The sequence below is a fragment of the Acinetobacter sp. KAM396 genome (assembly GCF_021602765.1).
GTDB classification, from domain to species: domain Bacteria; phylum Pseudomonadota; class Gammaproteobacteria; order Pseudomonadales; family Moraxellaceae; genus Acinetobacter; species Acinetobacter towneri_A.
In genome coordinates, this window is the sequence record NZ_BPPH01000019.1 from 13,439 (window position 1) to 28,989 (window position 15,551).

Genomic DNA, 15,551 nt, shown 5'->3' on the forward strand with positions numbered 1-15,551 from the left:
AGCACGTTTGAAAAAGATTTCAAAACATAAAGGCAAATTGAAGCAACTTAAGCAAGAGCTTAAAAAACAGAAATAAGCCACAGTAAAAGCATGATCTCTTAAAAACGGTTTATTCTAGACAGACCGTTTGAGCTAAAAAAGACCGAACAATCATTGTTGTTCGGTCTTTTTGCATTGCATTGGCATCAACTTGAGATCAAGCAGATGACAGCAGGTTCTGATTAGGATGGATCACGCAAACTAAAGAACCAGTTTAGGAACAAGGCCGCAAAAGTTGCTGTACCAATCCCGCCCAAGTTAAAGCTGCCCAGTTGCAGCGCAAAGTCGCCCGTTCCTAAAATAATGGTCACGGCAGCCACCATCAAGTTTTTGTTTTTAGAAAAATCGACTTTGTTTTCAATCCAGATTTTTGCGCCAGCAATGGTAATCAAACCAAAGACCACAATAGAAGCACCCGTTAAAATAGCGCTAGGAATGGTGTGAATAATCGCGCCAAATTTGGGTGAAAGCCCAAGGAAAATTGCAAAGACCCCCGCCACCACAAAAATAATTGTGGAATACACACGGGTAACAGCCATCACGCCAATATTTTCACCATAAGTGGTCATACCTGGTGCACCGACACCACCTGCGAGTGTTGTGGCAACACCATCTGCGACAAAGGCTTTACCAATGTGTGGATCGAGGTTTTCACCTGTCATTGCTCCGACTGCTTTAATGTGTCCCAAGTTCTCTGCCACCAAAATGAAGGCAATTGGGGCAATAATCAGCATAGCATTCACATCAAATACAGGCGCGTGAAAGTCTGGAACACCAAACCATGCGGCTTGCTGAATTGGTGCGAAGTTAATTGGCGTCCCCCAACCCATGACATTGGCGATCACAAAATAGATCAGATACGACATGAGTAAGCCAATTAAAAGCAAGAGGCGTTGCAGTAAACCTTTGGTAAATACAGCAATTATGCCCATACACAGCACAGTCACCAATGCCATCCACATATTAAATGGATTGCCTGCAACCGCTTTGACCGTGACTGGGGCAAGGTTTAAACCAATGATCATTACCACTGCACCTGTCACCACAGGTGGCATCAATTTTTCAATCCAGCGGGTGCCTGTAGCCATCACCAAAAAGCCAATCAGGGCATATAAAATACCGCAGGCAATAATCCCTCCTGCCGCGACCCCAATATTGGCATTTAAACCGCCTGCTGCACCTGCATAGCCTGTGGCAGCAATCACTACCCCAATAAAGGCAAAGCTCGAACCTAAATAACTTGGCACGCGCCCACCTGTCATGAAAAAGAACAGGATGGTACAAATCCCTGACATTAAAATGGCAAGGTTCGGATCAAAGCCCATTAAGAAAGGTGCAAGTACCGTAGCACCAAACATGGCAAACGCGTGTTGTATCCCCAAGACAACGGTTTGTGCAGGCGGTAGATACTCATTGGTCCCTACAGGACGTGCATCAATGCTGCCCTCATAGGGACGCCATTTGGGAAACCAATTGGACATAAAGTGAGCACTCAAAAGCTAAATTGAGCACATCATACTCTTGTATTGCATAAATTTTTTAAAAATTTTGCGAGGAAACTGACCATCTGCTTATTTTTAGGATTAAATTTTACTATTTGTTAAAAATTGCATTTAATATAAATAAGTAATTTTATTTATAAATTTAAAGAATGTATTGCTGCATCAATGGCATGAAAACAGACTAAGAATAAATTTAATTGCACATAATTTAGGCTGGTTTTTTACCTGGTAACGCATGTCTTTGACCATCTGCTTTCACGTTATTATGTCCACTGTGTTTGGCTTTATGAAGCATGAGCCTAAGTCATTTCTAAGAGAGCAGTAGCCACAAGCAGAGTACAGACTCTGCTTGTTGTGCTATTCGTAGAGGCTTAACCTGTATTGCGTAAGCCTGCTGCAATCCCTGCAATGCTTACCATGAGGGCATGATCGACAGGGGTATGTTCGGCATTCTGTTCTGCCAAATATAAACGACGACGTTTCATCAACTCTGCCTGTAGCAAATGCAGCGGCAATAAATACGGTTTACGCACCCGCATCGATTGATCTAGCACATCATTGCTGCTGAGCAATTGTGATTCGCCTTTGAGAGTCAGTAACGTCGTTACGGCATCCCGCAGGCGTTGACGCAGTTGCTCACCGAGTTCTTTCAGGTCTTGGTCATCGGTCAGGTGTGACTCATAATACAATGCAATATTGCTGTCGGCTTTAGACAACACCATTTCCAACATATCAATTAAAGTCTGGAAATAAGGCCAATCGCTGAGCATTTCATCTAAAGTGGCTTTTTGTCCCTGATCGATTGTTTGGTTAATTGCCGCGCCTGTTCCTAACCAAGCAGGTAGCATCAGACGGATTTGCGTCCATGCAAACACCCACGGAATGGCACGTAAGGATTCAATTCCGCCGCTGACTTTACGTTTTGCAGGACGTGAACCGAGCGGCAACATCTGCAATTCTAGCTCTGGCGTAACGGTGCGTAAATATTTCACAAAATGAGGGTTTTCACGCACAGTTTGACGGTAGACCTGTACCGAAAGTTCGGTCATGTTATGCATGAGTTCGCGCCATTCTGCCTTCGGCACAGGTGGTGGCATTATCGTCGCTTCTAAGGTGGCAGCGGTATAGACTTCCAGATTTTGTAAGGCAACCCCTTCAAGTCCAAATTTAAAACGAATCATTTCGCCTTGTTCGGTCACGCGAATTGCACCTGAAATAGACCCTGGTGGCTGTGAGAATAGTGCTTGTTGAGTCGGTGCACCGCCACGGCTGATGGAACCACCACGACCATGAAATAAGGTAAGCTGCACAGCATGTTGCTGCGCTACCGCAGTCAGTTCTTCCTGAGCGCGGTACTGTGCCCAGTTGGCAGACATAAAACCTGCATCTTTGGCGGAGTCTGAGTAGCCAATCATGACCTCATGTTTACCCTGAATATGCTGTTTGTACCAATGCATATTAAATAGGGTATTCATGGTTTGGGCAGCCCCATCCAAATCTTTCAGGGTTTCAAACAGCGGCACCACACGTAAAGGATGCTGAATGCCTGCTTCTTTTTGCAGTAATAACACCGCCAACACATCACTTGGATATTCCGCCATGGAAATAATATAAGCGCCCAAGCTTTCTTGCGGCTGTGCAGCCAACGTGCGCATGGTTGCAAACACTTCTTGCACATCGGGATGTTGAATCAGGCTTTCTGCAGGTTCCTGCATGAATTTGGGCAATAATGGACGTTTACTTTGCAGTTCTTGAAGTAAGAAGTTCTGACGCGCTTGTTCAGTCCATGTTTCAAAATTGCCCAAACCTAAATATTCGGTAATGGCAGAAATGGCTTGGCGATGACGTCCTGACTCTTGGCGAATATCCAGTTTTAGTAATTCAATACCAAAACAATTCACACGATGTATTAAATCTAGCAATTTGCCGTTCGCAATGTCTGACAATTGGCAAGCCGTCAGCGAGCGATAACACAGTAATAAAGGCTGTAACAACTCGTCTTTGTTTTTAATCACCAAACTGTCATCAGCATCTTTGCCTTGTAATTTTGCTGCTAACCAGTCGCGGGTGGCTTTTAGGCGTTCACGAGTGTCGCGTAAATATTCACGGTATGGCTCTGCATGGGAATGTCCTAAAGCATCTAGCAATTCTGGGCTACATTGCTGAATGGAAAGTTCCCAACGCAGGTTTTCAATATCACGTAAATACAGTTCTGCTGCTTTCCAGCGCGACAACCACAATACTTCTTGAGTGACTTTATGGGTGACATTGGGGTTGCCATCGCGGTCACCGCCCATCCAAGAGGCGAAACGCACAGGCGCAACGTTCAGCGGCAGGCTTTGTCCACAGTGTTCCTGCACAATGCTGTCTAATTCACGTATGAATTTAGGCACTGCATTCCACAGGGTTTGTTCGATGGTGGTAAAGCCCCATTTGGCTTCATCGACGGGAGTTGGGCGATGTTGGCGAATTTCATCGGTTTGCCAAGCTGAACTGATGAGCTGTTTTAAATCTGCCAAAACTGCCTCACGTTCACGTGGCGTCAGTTTTTGTTGATCCATTTTAGACAGGCAGTCATTAATATCGTCATATTTTTGAATTAGGGTACGACGGCTGACTTCAGTCGGATGCGCAGTTAAAACCAATTCAATTTTCAGTTCGCAGACTTGTTGAAAGAGGGTTTCTGCAGAAATTTGGTTGTCTTTAAACTTGAGGAATAAGCGATCGAGAGGATTTGGAGAAACAGCATGTTCATCAAATTCGCTTTGGCGACGACTCCGCACCACATGGTATTGCTCTGCGATGTTGGCAAAGTTCAAAAAGTGGGTAAAGGCACGGGTGAGCGGTAAGATTTCGTCATCTTCTAGACTTAAAAACAGTTGTTCGAGTTGTTTTTCAGCTTCGGCTTGTCCATCGCGCGCGCCTTTAGATAAAGCACGAATTTGTTCGACCTGATTAAACAAATCTTGTCCTGCGTGTAACTTGAGGGTCTCACCCAATAAGTTGCCAAGTAAGCGTACGTCATCGCGTAGAGGAGCATCAATTTGTTGAATCATTCGTTGTTCTCCATGTTCTGTGTTTTTACTCTGTTAAGACTATACCCCGATTTAGACACAATCCAAGCGGGCTATCTACAAAAGTTGCATGGAATTTGCGCATCTGAAGTTATAGAGCCAAGCGGCAGTATTTAGGAGAGAAATACAGGGCGGAGTGGAATGCTATTTGGTAAAAGAAACTCCGATTTAGATCAACCTTTATTAGCCTGTTCAGCCATAACGCAGCATAAAAATACCAATCGCATCTTCAATAATTTTTTGAGATTGTGCAGCATCGGGCACGGCACGTACACCGAGTAAAACTTCGTGGTGACGTAAACCATGCAGTAAGGAAACGATCAATTCTGTTTGTGTTTTAGGTTCATCTGCCTGAATAAATTTTAGTTCTGCAGCTTGACGAAAGAAGCTTTCCCACATCGCGCGAAGTTTGGCATGTGAGGCATTGTAAAACTGCAATGCCAACGGATTTTGCTCCGAGGCCAGCTCCATCAGCAAGTGCTCTAATTTAATCGCTTCAGGCATATTGACCAAGTTCAAGGACAGTTCACAGGCTTGGTATAAAGCCTGCTTAAAATTGCGATGTGCAGTCAAGTCCAAAGGCTGTGCTTTGAGCAGACTTTCACAGGTTTCTTCAATGGCACAGGAAAATAAGGTGGCTTTGTCTTGAAAGTGATTATACACCGTTAATTTGGTCACGCCTGCTTCACGTGCAATCTGATTCATACTTGAACCATGAAAGCCCAACTTTAAAAACAAGTGTTTTGCCGACATTAAAATACGTTGGCGTTTTTCTAAATCTTTGGGTCTTCCGACATGAATCTGCACACGCTCCTCCTAATTTGCATCAGTACAACTAGAAAATGACGCTTCAGTTTTAATTAATGTACCTAGTGGTATATTAATTAAAAAATAATCAATTTAATATACTGCGTATTCTGCCCTAATAAAAACGTTTAAATAAGAGCACGCTAGATGAAAACGACTCAGAATCTCATTGGTAGCCTGATGCTGCTGTGCTGTATCACCCTAATGGGATGCAGCAAGCAAAAAACCGAGGTTGAACAGGAAGTCCCTTTGGTGATGGTGACTCAGCCTAGCAGTTTACATCTTGAGCAAAAAAGCTATGCAGGCGAGGTACAAGCACGTCAGCAAACTGCTTTGGCATTTCGGGTTGCAGGGCAAGTTACACAGCGTTTTGCCGATGTGGGAGATCGGGTTAAGGTTGGGCAAGTCTTAGCAACTCTGGATGTGCAAGATGCAGCATTACAGCTCAATGCCGCACGTGCGCAACTGGAAAGTGCGCAATCTGCTGCAAAAGTTGCCAGTGATGAATTGCAGCGTTTTCAGCAATTGTTACCCATGAATGCAGTCAGCCGCTCGCAATATGATGCAGTCAAAAACCAGTATCAACATGCTATGGCACAGTTGAAACAGGCACAGTCCAATTATGCGGTTAGCAGTAATCAAACCGACTATAACCAGTTACGTGCCACAAAAAATGGCGTGATTACTGAACGCAATATTGAAGTTGGGCAGGTTTTAGCGGCAGGGCAGGTCGCTTATCAATTGGCGATTGATGGAGAACGTGAAGTCGAGATTGGCGTGCCTGAACAAGCAGTTGCTGATATTCGGGTCGGGCAAGAGGCCACGGTCAGTTTATGGTCACAACCTGATAGTCGTTTTACAGGTAAGGTTCGAGAAATTTCCCCTGCGGCAGATCAGTCGCGTACTTTTAAAGTCAAAGTGGCTTTACGCGAAGGCAATGCACAGATTCAATTGGGGCAAAGTGCGCGGGTATTTCTGACTCGCCAAGCCAATCAGGGTTTATATGTACCTTTATCTAGCGTATCGGCAACGGGGCAACAAGCTTTTGTTTTGGTTTTACAGCCTGATTCAACCGTGCGCCAAGTTCCTGTTACCTTGGGCGCTTATGGACGGGACAGCGTGCCTGTACTCAGTGGCTTGCAGCCGCAAGATTATGTGGTGATGGGTGGGGTACATTTACTGCGTGATCGACAAAAAATCCGCCCAATTAACCGTGACAATCAAGCTGTACAGGCGGTCAATACTAAAGCTCAGGCAGCTCCTGCTGCTACACAGACGGAGCGTTAAAATATGAATTTTAACTTATCCGAATGGGCGTTAAAAAATAAGGGTTTAGTGGTCTACTTGATGCTGTTGTTGGGCATTGTTGGTATTTTTTCCTATTCTAAACTGGCACAAAGTGAAGATCCGCCGTTTACCTTTAAAGTGATGGTGATTCAAACCTATTGGCCAGGAGCGAGTGCCAAAGAGGTATCCTTACAAGTCACTGACCGTATTGAAAAAGAATTGATGAGCACGGGCGATTATGAACGCATCATGGCTTATTCGCGTCCGGGCGAGTCCATGGTGACTTTTATTGCCAAAGATTCCATGCGTTCCAGCCAAATTCCAGATGTCTGGTATAAGGTGCGTAAAAAGGTCAATGACATTCGCCATGAATTGCCACAAGGGGTACAAGGCCCATTTTTTAATGATGAATTTGGCGACACTTTTGGTAATATTTATGTGCTTACAGGCGCAGACTATGATTACGCCACCCTCAAAGAATATGCCGACCGTTTGCAGCTACAATTGCAGCGGGTCAAAGATGTGGCCAAAGTCAATTTGGTCGGTTTGCAAGACCAAAAAATCTGGATTGAGTTGTCTAATACCAAAGCCGCACAACTCGGAATTCCTGTTACCGCCATTCAGCAAGCCTTACAACAACAAAACAGCATGGCAAGCGCAGGTTTTTTTGAAACTCATTCAGACCGTATTCAGGTACGTGTGAGTGGTGCATTGAACAGTGTTGATGAGCTGAAACAAATGCCACTGTTGGTGAATGGCACCACCATTCAACTGGGCGATGTTGCCGAAGTCTATCGTGGGTTTAGCGAACCGGCCCAACCAAGTATGCGCTTTATGGGCGAAAACGGCATTGGCATTGCGGTGTCGATGCGTAAAGGCGGAGATATTTTGGCTTTGGGGAAAAATCTGGAAACAGAATTTGCTCGTTTGCAAAAAACTTTGCCTTTAGGCATGCAACTGCAAAAAGTGTCTGATCAACCTGTAGCGGTAAAACACAGCGTCAATGAATTTATGAAAGTCTTGGCTGAGGCGGTGATTATCGTGCTTTTGGTCAGCTTCTTTTCATTGGGTTTTCGTACTGGCTTGGTGGTGGCATTTTCCATTCCACTGGTTTTGGCGATGACTTTTGCAGGTATGCATTTGTTTGATGTCGGGCTGCACAAAATTTCACTCGGTGCGCTTATTCTAGCGCTCGGATTATTGGTGGATGACGCCATTATCGCCATTGAAATGATGGCAATTAAGATGGAGCAAGGCTATAGCCGCTTGCAAGCGGCAGGTCATGCGTGGCGAACGACTGCTTTTCCTATGCTGACTGGGACATTGATTACCGCAGCAGGTTTTTTACCCATTGCCACAGCAGCCTCAAGTACAGGGGAGTATACCCGTTCAATTTTCCAAGTGGTCACCATTGCTTTGGTGGTGTCCTGGTTTGCTGCCGTGCTATTCGTACCTTATCTAGGCGATAAATTATTGCCAGATTTTCAGCGTCATGCACAGCGAGCGCCGTGGTATCAACGTCTTTGGGCGCGTGTACGCAAACAAGCTGAGCCGCAGGTACAGCCAACAGGTGAATTACACGACCCTTATCAAACTCGCTTTTATCAAGTGTTTCGAGGTTGGGTCAATACCTGTGTACGCTATCGCAAAACTGTCATTGCAGCGACCGTGGCCATTTTTGTTCTATCCATTGCCATGTTTAAATTGGTACCGCAGCAATTCTTTCCGCCTTCCAATCGGGCAGAAATTTTAGTCGATTTAAAACTTGAAGAGGGTGCATCCTTAACAGCCACAGAAGCAGCCGTTAAAAAAGTTGAAAAGTTTTTAGCACAACAACAAGGTATCGACAATTATGTGGCCTATGTCGGCACAGGTTCACCGCGTTTCTATTTGCCCTTAGATCAGCAATTGCCGCAAGCCAGTTTTGCCCAATTTGTGGTGTTGGCATCTTCCTTAGAAGACCGCAATGAAATTCGTCGTAATTTATCAGAGCAAATTCGCTTGTTATTGCCAGAGGTGCGTACTCGCGTGTCGTTATTGGAAAATGGTCCGCCTGTGGGTTATCCATTGCAATTTCGCGTGTCAGGCGAAGACTTGGCACAAGTACGACAATGGGCGCAGCAAGTCGCAGCCACCATCAGTGCCAACCCAAACAGCACCAATGTGCATTTAGATTGGGGTGAGCCGAGCAAAGTCATTCAATTGCAGATTGATCAAGACCGTGCCCGTCAAATGGGAGTGTCGAGTCTAGATTTGGCTAACTTCCTCAATAGCTCTATCAGTGGCGCCGCAATCAACCAGTATCGTGAAAAACGTGAACTGATTGAAATTCGTTTACGTGGCGATCAAACTGAGCGCCTAGATGTCGCATCTTTAAGCAGCTTGGCGGTACCGACTTCACGTGGAACATCGGTGCCGTTGGCGCAAATCGCACAAATTGAATACCGTTTTGAAGAAGGTTTAATTTGGCATCGTAACCGCTTGCCGACCATTACCGTACGTGGCGATATTCGTAGCAATCTGCAACCTGCAACGGTGGTGGCCGAATTATCTGAACCGATGGCAGCCTTGCGTGAAAAATTGCCAAATGGCTATTTAATTGAAGTGGGCGGTACAGTTGAAGAGTCGGCACGTGGGCAAAAGTCAGTCAATGCAGGCATGCCAGTTTTCCTTGCAGTGGTGATGACCTTGTTAATGATTCAACTGCGTAGCATGTCTCGTGCGTTCATTGTATTTTTGACTGCGCCGCTTGGCATTATTGGTGTGGTATTGTTTCTGTTGCTGTTTAACAAACCCTTTGGTTTTGTGGCGATGCTTGGCACGATTGCCTTATCGGGCATGATCATGCGCAATTCCCTGATTTTAATTGATCAGATTGAGCAGGATATTCGGGCAGGAGAGTCGCCGTGGGATGCGATTATTAACGCCACGGTACGCCGTTGTCGTCCAATTGTCCTCACAGCATTAGCGGCTGTTTTGGCCATGATTCCACTTTCTCGCAGTATTTTCTTTGGCCCGATGGCTGTGGCGATTATGGGCGGATTAATTGTGGCGACCTTATTAACTCTGTTCTTTTTACCTGCGTTATACGCCCAGTGGTTTAAAGTGAAAAAAAATCCACATAATCTGTAAAAGTGACATAATAACGGGTGCGAAACTTGGAAAATTTCAATATAGTAGCACCTTATATTTTTCAGCCTTTGCATACGTTACAGCATGCGCCAGATTAAAAAATAAAGCATGGCACAGATGGGGTTTAATCACATTATGAAGCAAGATAACTTGTTAAAGTTTCGCCGTTCGGTTGCGATCTCTTACGTGTTTATGTTTTTTGCTTTATTTACTGTGGTGAGCGGCGCGTTAGCTTATTGGTATGCCCGTAAAGTGATTGTGGTCGATAGCACTGAAGTCTGGTTACAGGCGCAGGCTTTATGGGTCATGCGTAATGTGGTGATTTATACGGTATTGGCAATGTTTGCTGCATTGTGGTTTATTCCATTGGCTTTCTTTCCTTGGGATGCCTTTTTATGGGTCAAAGCTTGCACCGTGGCAGGTGTCGTCTTTGCCGTGATTGCCTTCTTGTTTTTAATCAATGCTTGGATTAAAGGGCTATCCAAATTTTTGAAAAATAAAGCCGTATTCTAAGGACTTTTCGCGTGTATTCAGCAGGCAGCTAAAATTTTTAGCAGTCTCCCCTTGTAAAACTTAGTTTTACCCCAATTTCACACATCAGTTCAGTTTTAATTAGAATTCCGTGAGGAGCATCGCCAGACATGGCTAAACGTGATTATTATGAGGTTTTGGGTGTTGCTAAAACCGCTAGTGATGATGAAATAAAAAAAGCCTACCGTAAGTTGGCGATGAAATATCATCCTGACCGCAACCCAGACAACACCGAAGCCGAAGAGAAATTTAAAGAAGCTGCAGAAGCTTATGAAGTTTTATCGGATGCCGAAAAACGCAGCATGTATGATCGTATGGGGCACAATGCCTTTGAAGGTGGTATGGGCGGCGGCGGTGGCTTCGGTGGTTTTAGTGCAGAAGACATCTTTAGCCAGTTCGGTGATATTTTCGGTGGTGCATTCGGTGGCGGTGGGCGTGGTCAGCAACGTGCGCGTCGTGGTTCAGACTTACGCTATGTGATGGAACTCACGCTTGAAGAAGCAGTAAAAGGCGTCAAGAAAACCATCACCTTTACAGCACCTGCGCCTTGTGACGCTTGTGATGGTAAAGGCTCAGAAAATCCAAATGATGTTGAAACTTGTCCAACCTGTCATGGTGCGGGTCAAGTACGCATGCAACAAGGGTTCTTCTCGGTACAGCAAACCTGTAGTACCTGTCGTGGTCAGGGCAAAATCATCAAGAATCCATGTAAAAAATGTCATGGTTCAGGGGTGTCAGACCGTCAACAAACTCTTGAAGTGACCATTCCTGCAGGGGTGGACAATGGCGACCGTGTACGCTTAACGGGTAAAGGTGAAGCGATTCGTGATGGTCAATCGGGAGATTTATACGTAGAAGTAGTGGTGCGCGAGCATGAAATCTTCCAGCGTGATGGTGCCGACCTATATATGGATGTACCTGTCAGCATTGCCGATGCTGCTTTAGGTAAGGAAATTGAAATTCCGACTCTAGATGGTCGCGTGAGCCTGAAAGTGCCTGAGGGAACACAGACGGGTAAATTATTCCGTTTGCGTGGTAAAGGGGTAAAACCTGTGCGTAGCAGTATGCAGGGCGATTTGCTCTGCCGTATTGTGGTGGAAACACCTGTGAATTTAACTGCACGTCAGCGTGAATTGTTAAAAGAATTACAGACGACGATGGAAGGTGAGGGCAGTCAGTCATCACCAAAGAAGAAGTCTTTCTTTGATCGTTTGTTTGATTAAGGAAACTTAGATTAGGTATGTCGAAGCACAACCTGATCTAAACTCAAAAAATAAAGGCGATCTTAAGGATCGCCTTTGTTGTATCTGTTGCACGCTTATTCGATTTCAGGCACATCAATCTCTAAAACATCAACCATTTCAGTCGTTGCTGTTTCAACAGTAGTTTGTGGTTGAGCGCTTGCAACAACCCCATGTTCTGCTGCTGTTTCTTCAAGTTCAGGTGTATCAACTTCAACAGCAAGCGGTTCTTGTAGTGTCACGCTAATACGGACTTTGGACAGGCTTTCTAGCGTATCCCCTTCTTGAAGTGCGGGCTCTGCAAATACGGATGCTGTGCTCATGCCTAACAATAATGCCAATACCATGTTCTTCGAATGCATGTAAATCCCCTTTAATTTTTGCAGTTGTTATCATTCGTGCAGGCTAGTCTGCGCATGCAAGTTTGCAAATTTGTGAAATAAAAACAAAAAATGAGTATTTTCAGATAAATTTTTAGCATCGCTTCGTTAAAAGTTTACCTGAGGGGTGTAAAGTGACCATCAGTAGTACAGCTAGGGTTACTTTCGGATAAAAATAAACCCAGAAACTTGGCAGACAAACTTAGTCTAGGCAGCGAGTTTTGCTATAGTAAGCACAATTGAGAATCTATTTTAGGAATATGCTATGACAGCAACTCCACGCATTGGTGTATTAGGCGCAGGCGGCCGTATGGGGCGCATCTTAATTCAAGCCGTTCAAGAAGCAGGCTACCAATTGGCAGCCGCAGTCGAACGCCCAGAAAGCAGCCTCTTGGGGACAGATGCAGGAGAGTTGGCAGGTGTGGGTACACTCGGTGTGAAAGTCGTGGGCAGTCTAGAACAAGTATTAGCTGACTGTGATGTCGTAATCGACTTTACCGCACCAGTTGCTACTGCACAGCACTTAAAGCTTTGCCGTGAAGCAGGTGTAGCGATTGTGATTGGTACCACAGGCATGAATGATGAACAAAAAGCACTCTTAGAAGAATCGGCTCAACAGACGCCAGTAGTGTATGCTGCCAACTATTCAGTTGGGGTAAACGTATCTATTAAACTGTTGGAACTGGCAGCCAAAGTCTTTGGTGATAGTGTAGATATTGAAGTGATTGAAGCGCATCATCGTCATAAAGTCGATGCACCATCAGGCACGGCATTGATGATGGGCGAGGCCATTGCAGCAACCTTAGGTCGTGATTTAAAACACGATGCTGTTTACTGCCGCGAAGGACACACAGGGCGACGTGAACGTAAAAGTATAGGTTTCCAAACCATTCGTGGTGGCGACATTGTGGGTGAACATACTGCGATGTTTATTGCCGATGGCGAGCGTGTGGAAATTACCCACAAAGCCACCAACCGCATGAACTTTGCTGCAGGTGCCGTGCGTGCTGCAGCGTGGGTGGTGGGACGCGAAGCGCGTAAATACGATATGAAAGATGTTCTTGGATTTAACGATATTCAGGTTTAAAAACTGCACAGGAATCCGAAATAGATAAAAATTGCTTGAACAATTTTCAATCTGCCGCTAAAACTAGGGTCTGATGTCATGGATGATGACGCATCAGACCTCACATAAAACTAAAATAAGATGCAAAATAAAATGAAAAAATCTCTGTTGATGCTTGGGTTAAGCACCTGTATTTGTGCGGCCTCTGCACAAAATATTGAACATGCCAAACTGAGCATACATAAAAACAATATTAAAGTCTGGACCTTTCAACAGCAGTCTAGCCCTGTGTTTTTGTATAAGGCCGAAACCACCTTTAATGTACCTTTAGAAAAAGCTGCTGCCTTAATTTTAGATGTTGATCATGCCGTGAAATGGGTACCTTATGTGGGCAGTGTCAAAGTTTTGTCACGTGATGACCAAAAAGGTGAGTTCTTGCTGTATATGGTGCTGGATTTTCCTTTTCCACTAAAAGATCGTGATTTGGTGGTCAAAGGTAAAATGAGTAAAGATGCGCAAGGTATGGTTAGTATTCAAAATAAAGCGATTGAGGGGGGTTATCCCTTGAACCCAAATTATGTGCGTATTCAGAACTACGAAGGCGACTGGACCTTTAAAAAACTGGGCAATCAAAAAGTCAAAGTCAGTACCTATGGCTATGCCAACCCTGAAGGCTCGATTCCTTTAAGTTTTGTGAATATGTTTGTGCAGCAGCAACCGTATCAAATGCTGCAAAAAATGAAAATTGAATTAAGCAAAAGCGGTAGTTATAAGGCGTTGCCTGAAATTTTGCGTTAAATAATTGAGTTGCGCTGAATTTTTAATCTTAGAAAAATGGATGAAATCGGTGTCGATCTCATCCATGAAGTATTTCGGTCTAGCTGGTAGACTTAATAAGAAAATAATCCTTTTTCTAAAGGAAATTCAATTCCAATCGATGCACCAGCATCATTGCCATGGACATCGGAATCGCTAATCCAGCCATTCAGTTTAAGTGGAATATCTGGGCGTAAATAGTGTGTCCAAGTCAAATCCAAAGCTTTTAACTGATCTTTTTCTGGGAAAGCTTTATTGGTTTCGCTTCTCGCTGGTGAATTAGCCGCCTGATCAAATTTGGCAAACAGCATACGTGCATTCACGCGGTTCATACGATCAAAACGAATATCACCACCGACTGAAATCATTTGTCCATCACCGCCAATAGCATGCGCTAAAGGATAGCCATGTTGGTAGAAACCGTCAGTATAATTGGTATGGTTATAAGTGATGCCTAATGCTTTACCATTGGTACGAGTGTCAGCCCATTCAGTATAGAGTTGGAATGGCATATTTTGATAGCTTGATGAGTAATCTACCCCAGCTAGATACATTTTTTTAGCGGGTAAGCCACCCGCTTCATCTTCACCTGCATATTGTGCATAGACACCCATTGGCACTTGTACCAATGGCTGTAGGTTTAAGCGTGCATCAAAGCCAGCAATCTGGTTAGATGGGTCAGGTTCACCAGTACCACCATTGTCTTTATTGCCAACAAAAGCATCCCAAAGTGAGTTCAAGCTTTCTGGACGATCTTCACCCCCCCATTGAAAGGCACGTGAAGCACCCAATTCCAAATAAGGCAGCGGTTGTGCAGTGACACGTAAACCAATCAATTTGGCATCGGGTACAGCATCATAATCATGCAACTGACCTGCAAAGGCTTGATATTGCCATGGACCAATCCATGACAACCATTTGTTGCTGAAAGCTTGTTGTTCGGCACGTTGCATAGTTACGCCGTAAACTGGGCGGCTAGCATCGCCACGAATTAAACTGCCGTCATGTGCAGGCCCCCAGTAGGTTGGAATTTGCCCAGCAATGAGCCATTGATTCCAAAGCTTGGCTGCAATATAGGAACCTTCAACATTGACATCTTGATCGTTATCAATTTGTGGGTCTTTTTCTGCATTGACCCGAATTTTAGCATCCCAGTGTTGATTGCCTGCATTGAGTTCCAAGCCTGCTTGATATTGCGCTTTTTGTTGGTCGCCAAAGGCTTGTGGAATATTTTTTTGATCTGTTTCTGCAAAAAGCGAGGCTTTCAGCAGTTGGTTATTGGCATTTAAATGTGCCACCACTGCATCGATGACTTTTTGTTGATTGTTGTTGCTGACTTTGGCTTGAGAAAGTGCACGTTGAATTTCATCACCACTCATAGGCCAAGTTGACGTACTAATTTGAATGACGCCTTGCTGATTTAGCCAGTTTAAATCGGTACGTAAGTTTTGGTCATTTAAGACAATGCCTTGGGCAAAGGTTAAGGATGAGCTTAATGCCAGTGTCGCCAACAGCGCTTTGGGTGGAAACATGCTTATATATTCTCAGCGTTTATAAACTGTAAACAAGATAGGTTTTTGAGTGGAGTTTTGCAATCTGAATTGTTGAGTATTGTTGTAAATTTCAATAGAAAATTCTTTAACAATAGGTGAGTATTGCGGTGGTGGGCTGATTTC

At 44.5% G+C, this 15,551-nt stretch carries 11 protein-coding genes; 6 read left to right on the top strand and 5 right to left on the bottom strand.

All coding sequences use genetic code 11. The annotated features are described in order from the left end of the window. Positions 1-221 precede the first annotated feature (221 nt). The 3 genes from L6C30_RS10135 to L6C30_RS10145 form a co-directional block, all read right to left on the bottom strand. On the bottom strand, positions 222-1,520 hold the full coding sequence (locus tag L6C30_RS10135) for a solute carrier family 23 protein (protein ID WP_236163009.1): 1,299 nt from the start codon (positions 1,518-1,520) through the stop codon (positions 222-224). Positions 1,521-1,912: 392 nt separating this feature from the next. Beyond that, the gene (gene ppc / locus L6C30_RS10140) at positions 1,913-4,597 is read right to left on the bottom strand and encodes a phosphoenolpyruvate carboxylase (RefSeq protein ID WP_236163008.1); all 2,685 of its coding nucleotides are present in this window, start codon (positions 4,595-4,597) and stop codon (positions 1,913-1,915) included. A 210-nt stretch (positions 4,598-4,807) separates the two neighbouring features. After that, complete coding sequence (locus tag L6C30_RS10145; RefSeq protein ID WP_070154906.1) at positions 4,808-5,422, bottom strand: TetR/AcrR family transcriptional regulator; 615 nt, start codon at positions 5,420-5,422, stop codon at positions 4,808-4,810. 147 nt (positions 5,423-5,569) lie between these two features. Here L6C30_RS10145 and L6C30_RS10150 point away from each other — a divergent pair, with 147 nt between their 5' ends. The 4 genes from L6C30_RS10150 to dnaJ all read left to right on the top strand — a co-directional run bounded on the left by L6C30_RS10150 (position 5,570) and on the right by dnaJ (position 11,595). Continuing rightward, positions 5,570-6,709, top strand: a complete 1,140-nt coding sequence (locus L6C30_RS10150; protein WP_236163007.1) for an efflux RND transporter periplasmic adaptor subunit — start codon at positions 5,570-5,572, stop codon at positions 6,707-6,709. Positions 6,710-6,712: 3 nt separating this feature from the next. Further along, complete coding sequence (locus tag L6C30_RS10155; RefSeq protein WP_236163006.1) at positions 6,713-9,841, top strand: efflux RND transporter permease subunit; 3,129 nt, start codon at positions 6,713-6,715, stop codon at positions 9,839-9,841. Positions 9,842-9,976: 135 nt separating this feature from the next. After that, positions 9,977-10,354, top strand: coding sequence for a hypothetical protein (locus L6C30_RS10160; RefSeq protein WP_136143567.1), 378 nt, complete (start codon positions 9,977-9,979; stop codon positions 10,352-10,354). Between the two features lie 128 nt (positions 10,355-10,482). Further along, positions 10,483-11,595, top strand: a complete 1,113-nt coding sequence (dnaJ, locus tag L6C30_RS10165) for a molecular chaperone DnaJ (protein ID WP_019837347.1) — start codon at positions 10,483-10,485, stop codon at positions 11,593-11,595. A gap of 95 nt (positions 11,596-11,690) precedes the next feature. On the opposite strand, the gene L6C30_RS10170 is transcribed toward dnaJ, so the two are convergent. Continuing rightward, the gene (locus L6C30_RS10170) at positions 11,691-11,975 is read right to left on the bottom strand and encodes a hypothetical protein (protein WP_236163005.1); all 285 of its coding nucleotides are present in this window, start codon (positions 11,973-11,975) and stop codon (positions 11,691-11,693) included. Between the two features lie 283 nt (positions 11,976-12,258). Between L6C30_RS10170 and dapB the strand changes: the two genes are divergently transcribed. Beyond that, a complete protein-coding gene (gene dapB, locus L6C30_RS10175; RefSeq protein WP_236163004.1) occupies positions 12,259-13,080 on the top strand; it encodes a 4-hydroxy-tetrahydrodipicolinate reductase in 822 nt (273 codons plus the stop codon). Between the two features lie 132 nt (positions 13,081-13,212). After that, the gene (locus tag L6C30_RS10180) at positions 13,213-13,857 is read left to right on the top strand and encodes an START domain-containing protein (RefSeq protein ID WP_374706592.1); all 645 of its coding nucleotides are present in this window, start codon (positions 13,213-13,215) and stop codon (positions 13,855-13,857) included. 92 nt (positions 13,858-13,949) lie between these two features. Here the strand turns inward: L6C30_RS10180 and L6C30_RS10185 are convergent, their stop codons facing one another. Further along, complete coding sequence (locus L6C30_RS10185; protein WP_236163003.1) at positions 13,950-15,407, bottom strand: capsule assembly Wzi family protein; 1,458 nt, start codon at positions 15,405-15,407, stop codon at positions 13,950-13,952. Positions 15,408-15,551 lie beyond the last annotated feature (144 nt).

What these genes read in the sequence shown, in the direction of transcription:
- L6C30_RS10170 (WP_236163005.1), bottom strand. Translation starts at nt 11,975, where the DNA reads ATGCATTCGAAGAACATGGTATTGGCATTATTGTTAGGCATGAGCACA.
- L6C30_RS10160 (WP_136143567.1), top strand. Translation starts at nt 9,977, where the DNA reads ATGAAGCAAGATAACTTGTTAAAGTTTCGCCGTTCGGTTGCGATCTCT.
- dnaJ (WP_019837347.1), top strand. Translation starts at nt 10,483, where the DNA reads ATGGCTAAACGTGATTATTATGAGGTTTTGGGTGTTGCTAAAACCGCT.
- L6C30_RS10185 (WP_236163003.1), bottom strand. Translation starts at nt 15,407, where the DNA reads ATGTTTCCACCCAAAGCGCTGTTGGCGACACTGGCATTAAGCTCATCC.
- L6C30_RS10180 (WP_374706592.1), top strand. Translation starts at nt 13,213, where the DNA reads ATGAAAAAATCTCTGTTGATGCTTGGGTTAAGCACCTGTATTTGTGCG.
- dapB (WP_236163004.1), top strand. Translation starts at nt 12,259, where the DNA reads ATGACAGCAACTCCACGCATTGGTGTATTAGGCGCAGGCGGCCGTATG.
- ppc (WP_236163008.1), bottom strand. Translation starts at nt 4,597, where the DNA reads ATGATTCAACAAATTGATGCTCCTCTACGCGATGACGTACGCTTACTT.
- L6C30_RS10155 (WP_236163006.1), top strand. Translation starts at nt 6,713, where the DNA reads ATGAATTTTAACTTATCCGAATGGGCGTTAAAAAATAAGGGTTTAGTG.
- L6C30_RS10150 (WP_236163007.1), top strand. Translation starts at nt 5,570, where the DNA reads ATGAAAACGACTCAGAATCTCATTGGTAGCCTGATGCTGCTGTGCTGT.
- L6C30_RS10135 (WP_236163009.1), bottom strand. Translation starts at nt 1,520, where the DNA reads ATGTCCAATTGGTTTCCCAAATGGCGTCCCTATGAGGGCAGCATTGAT.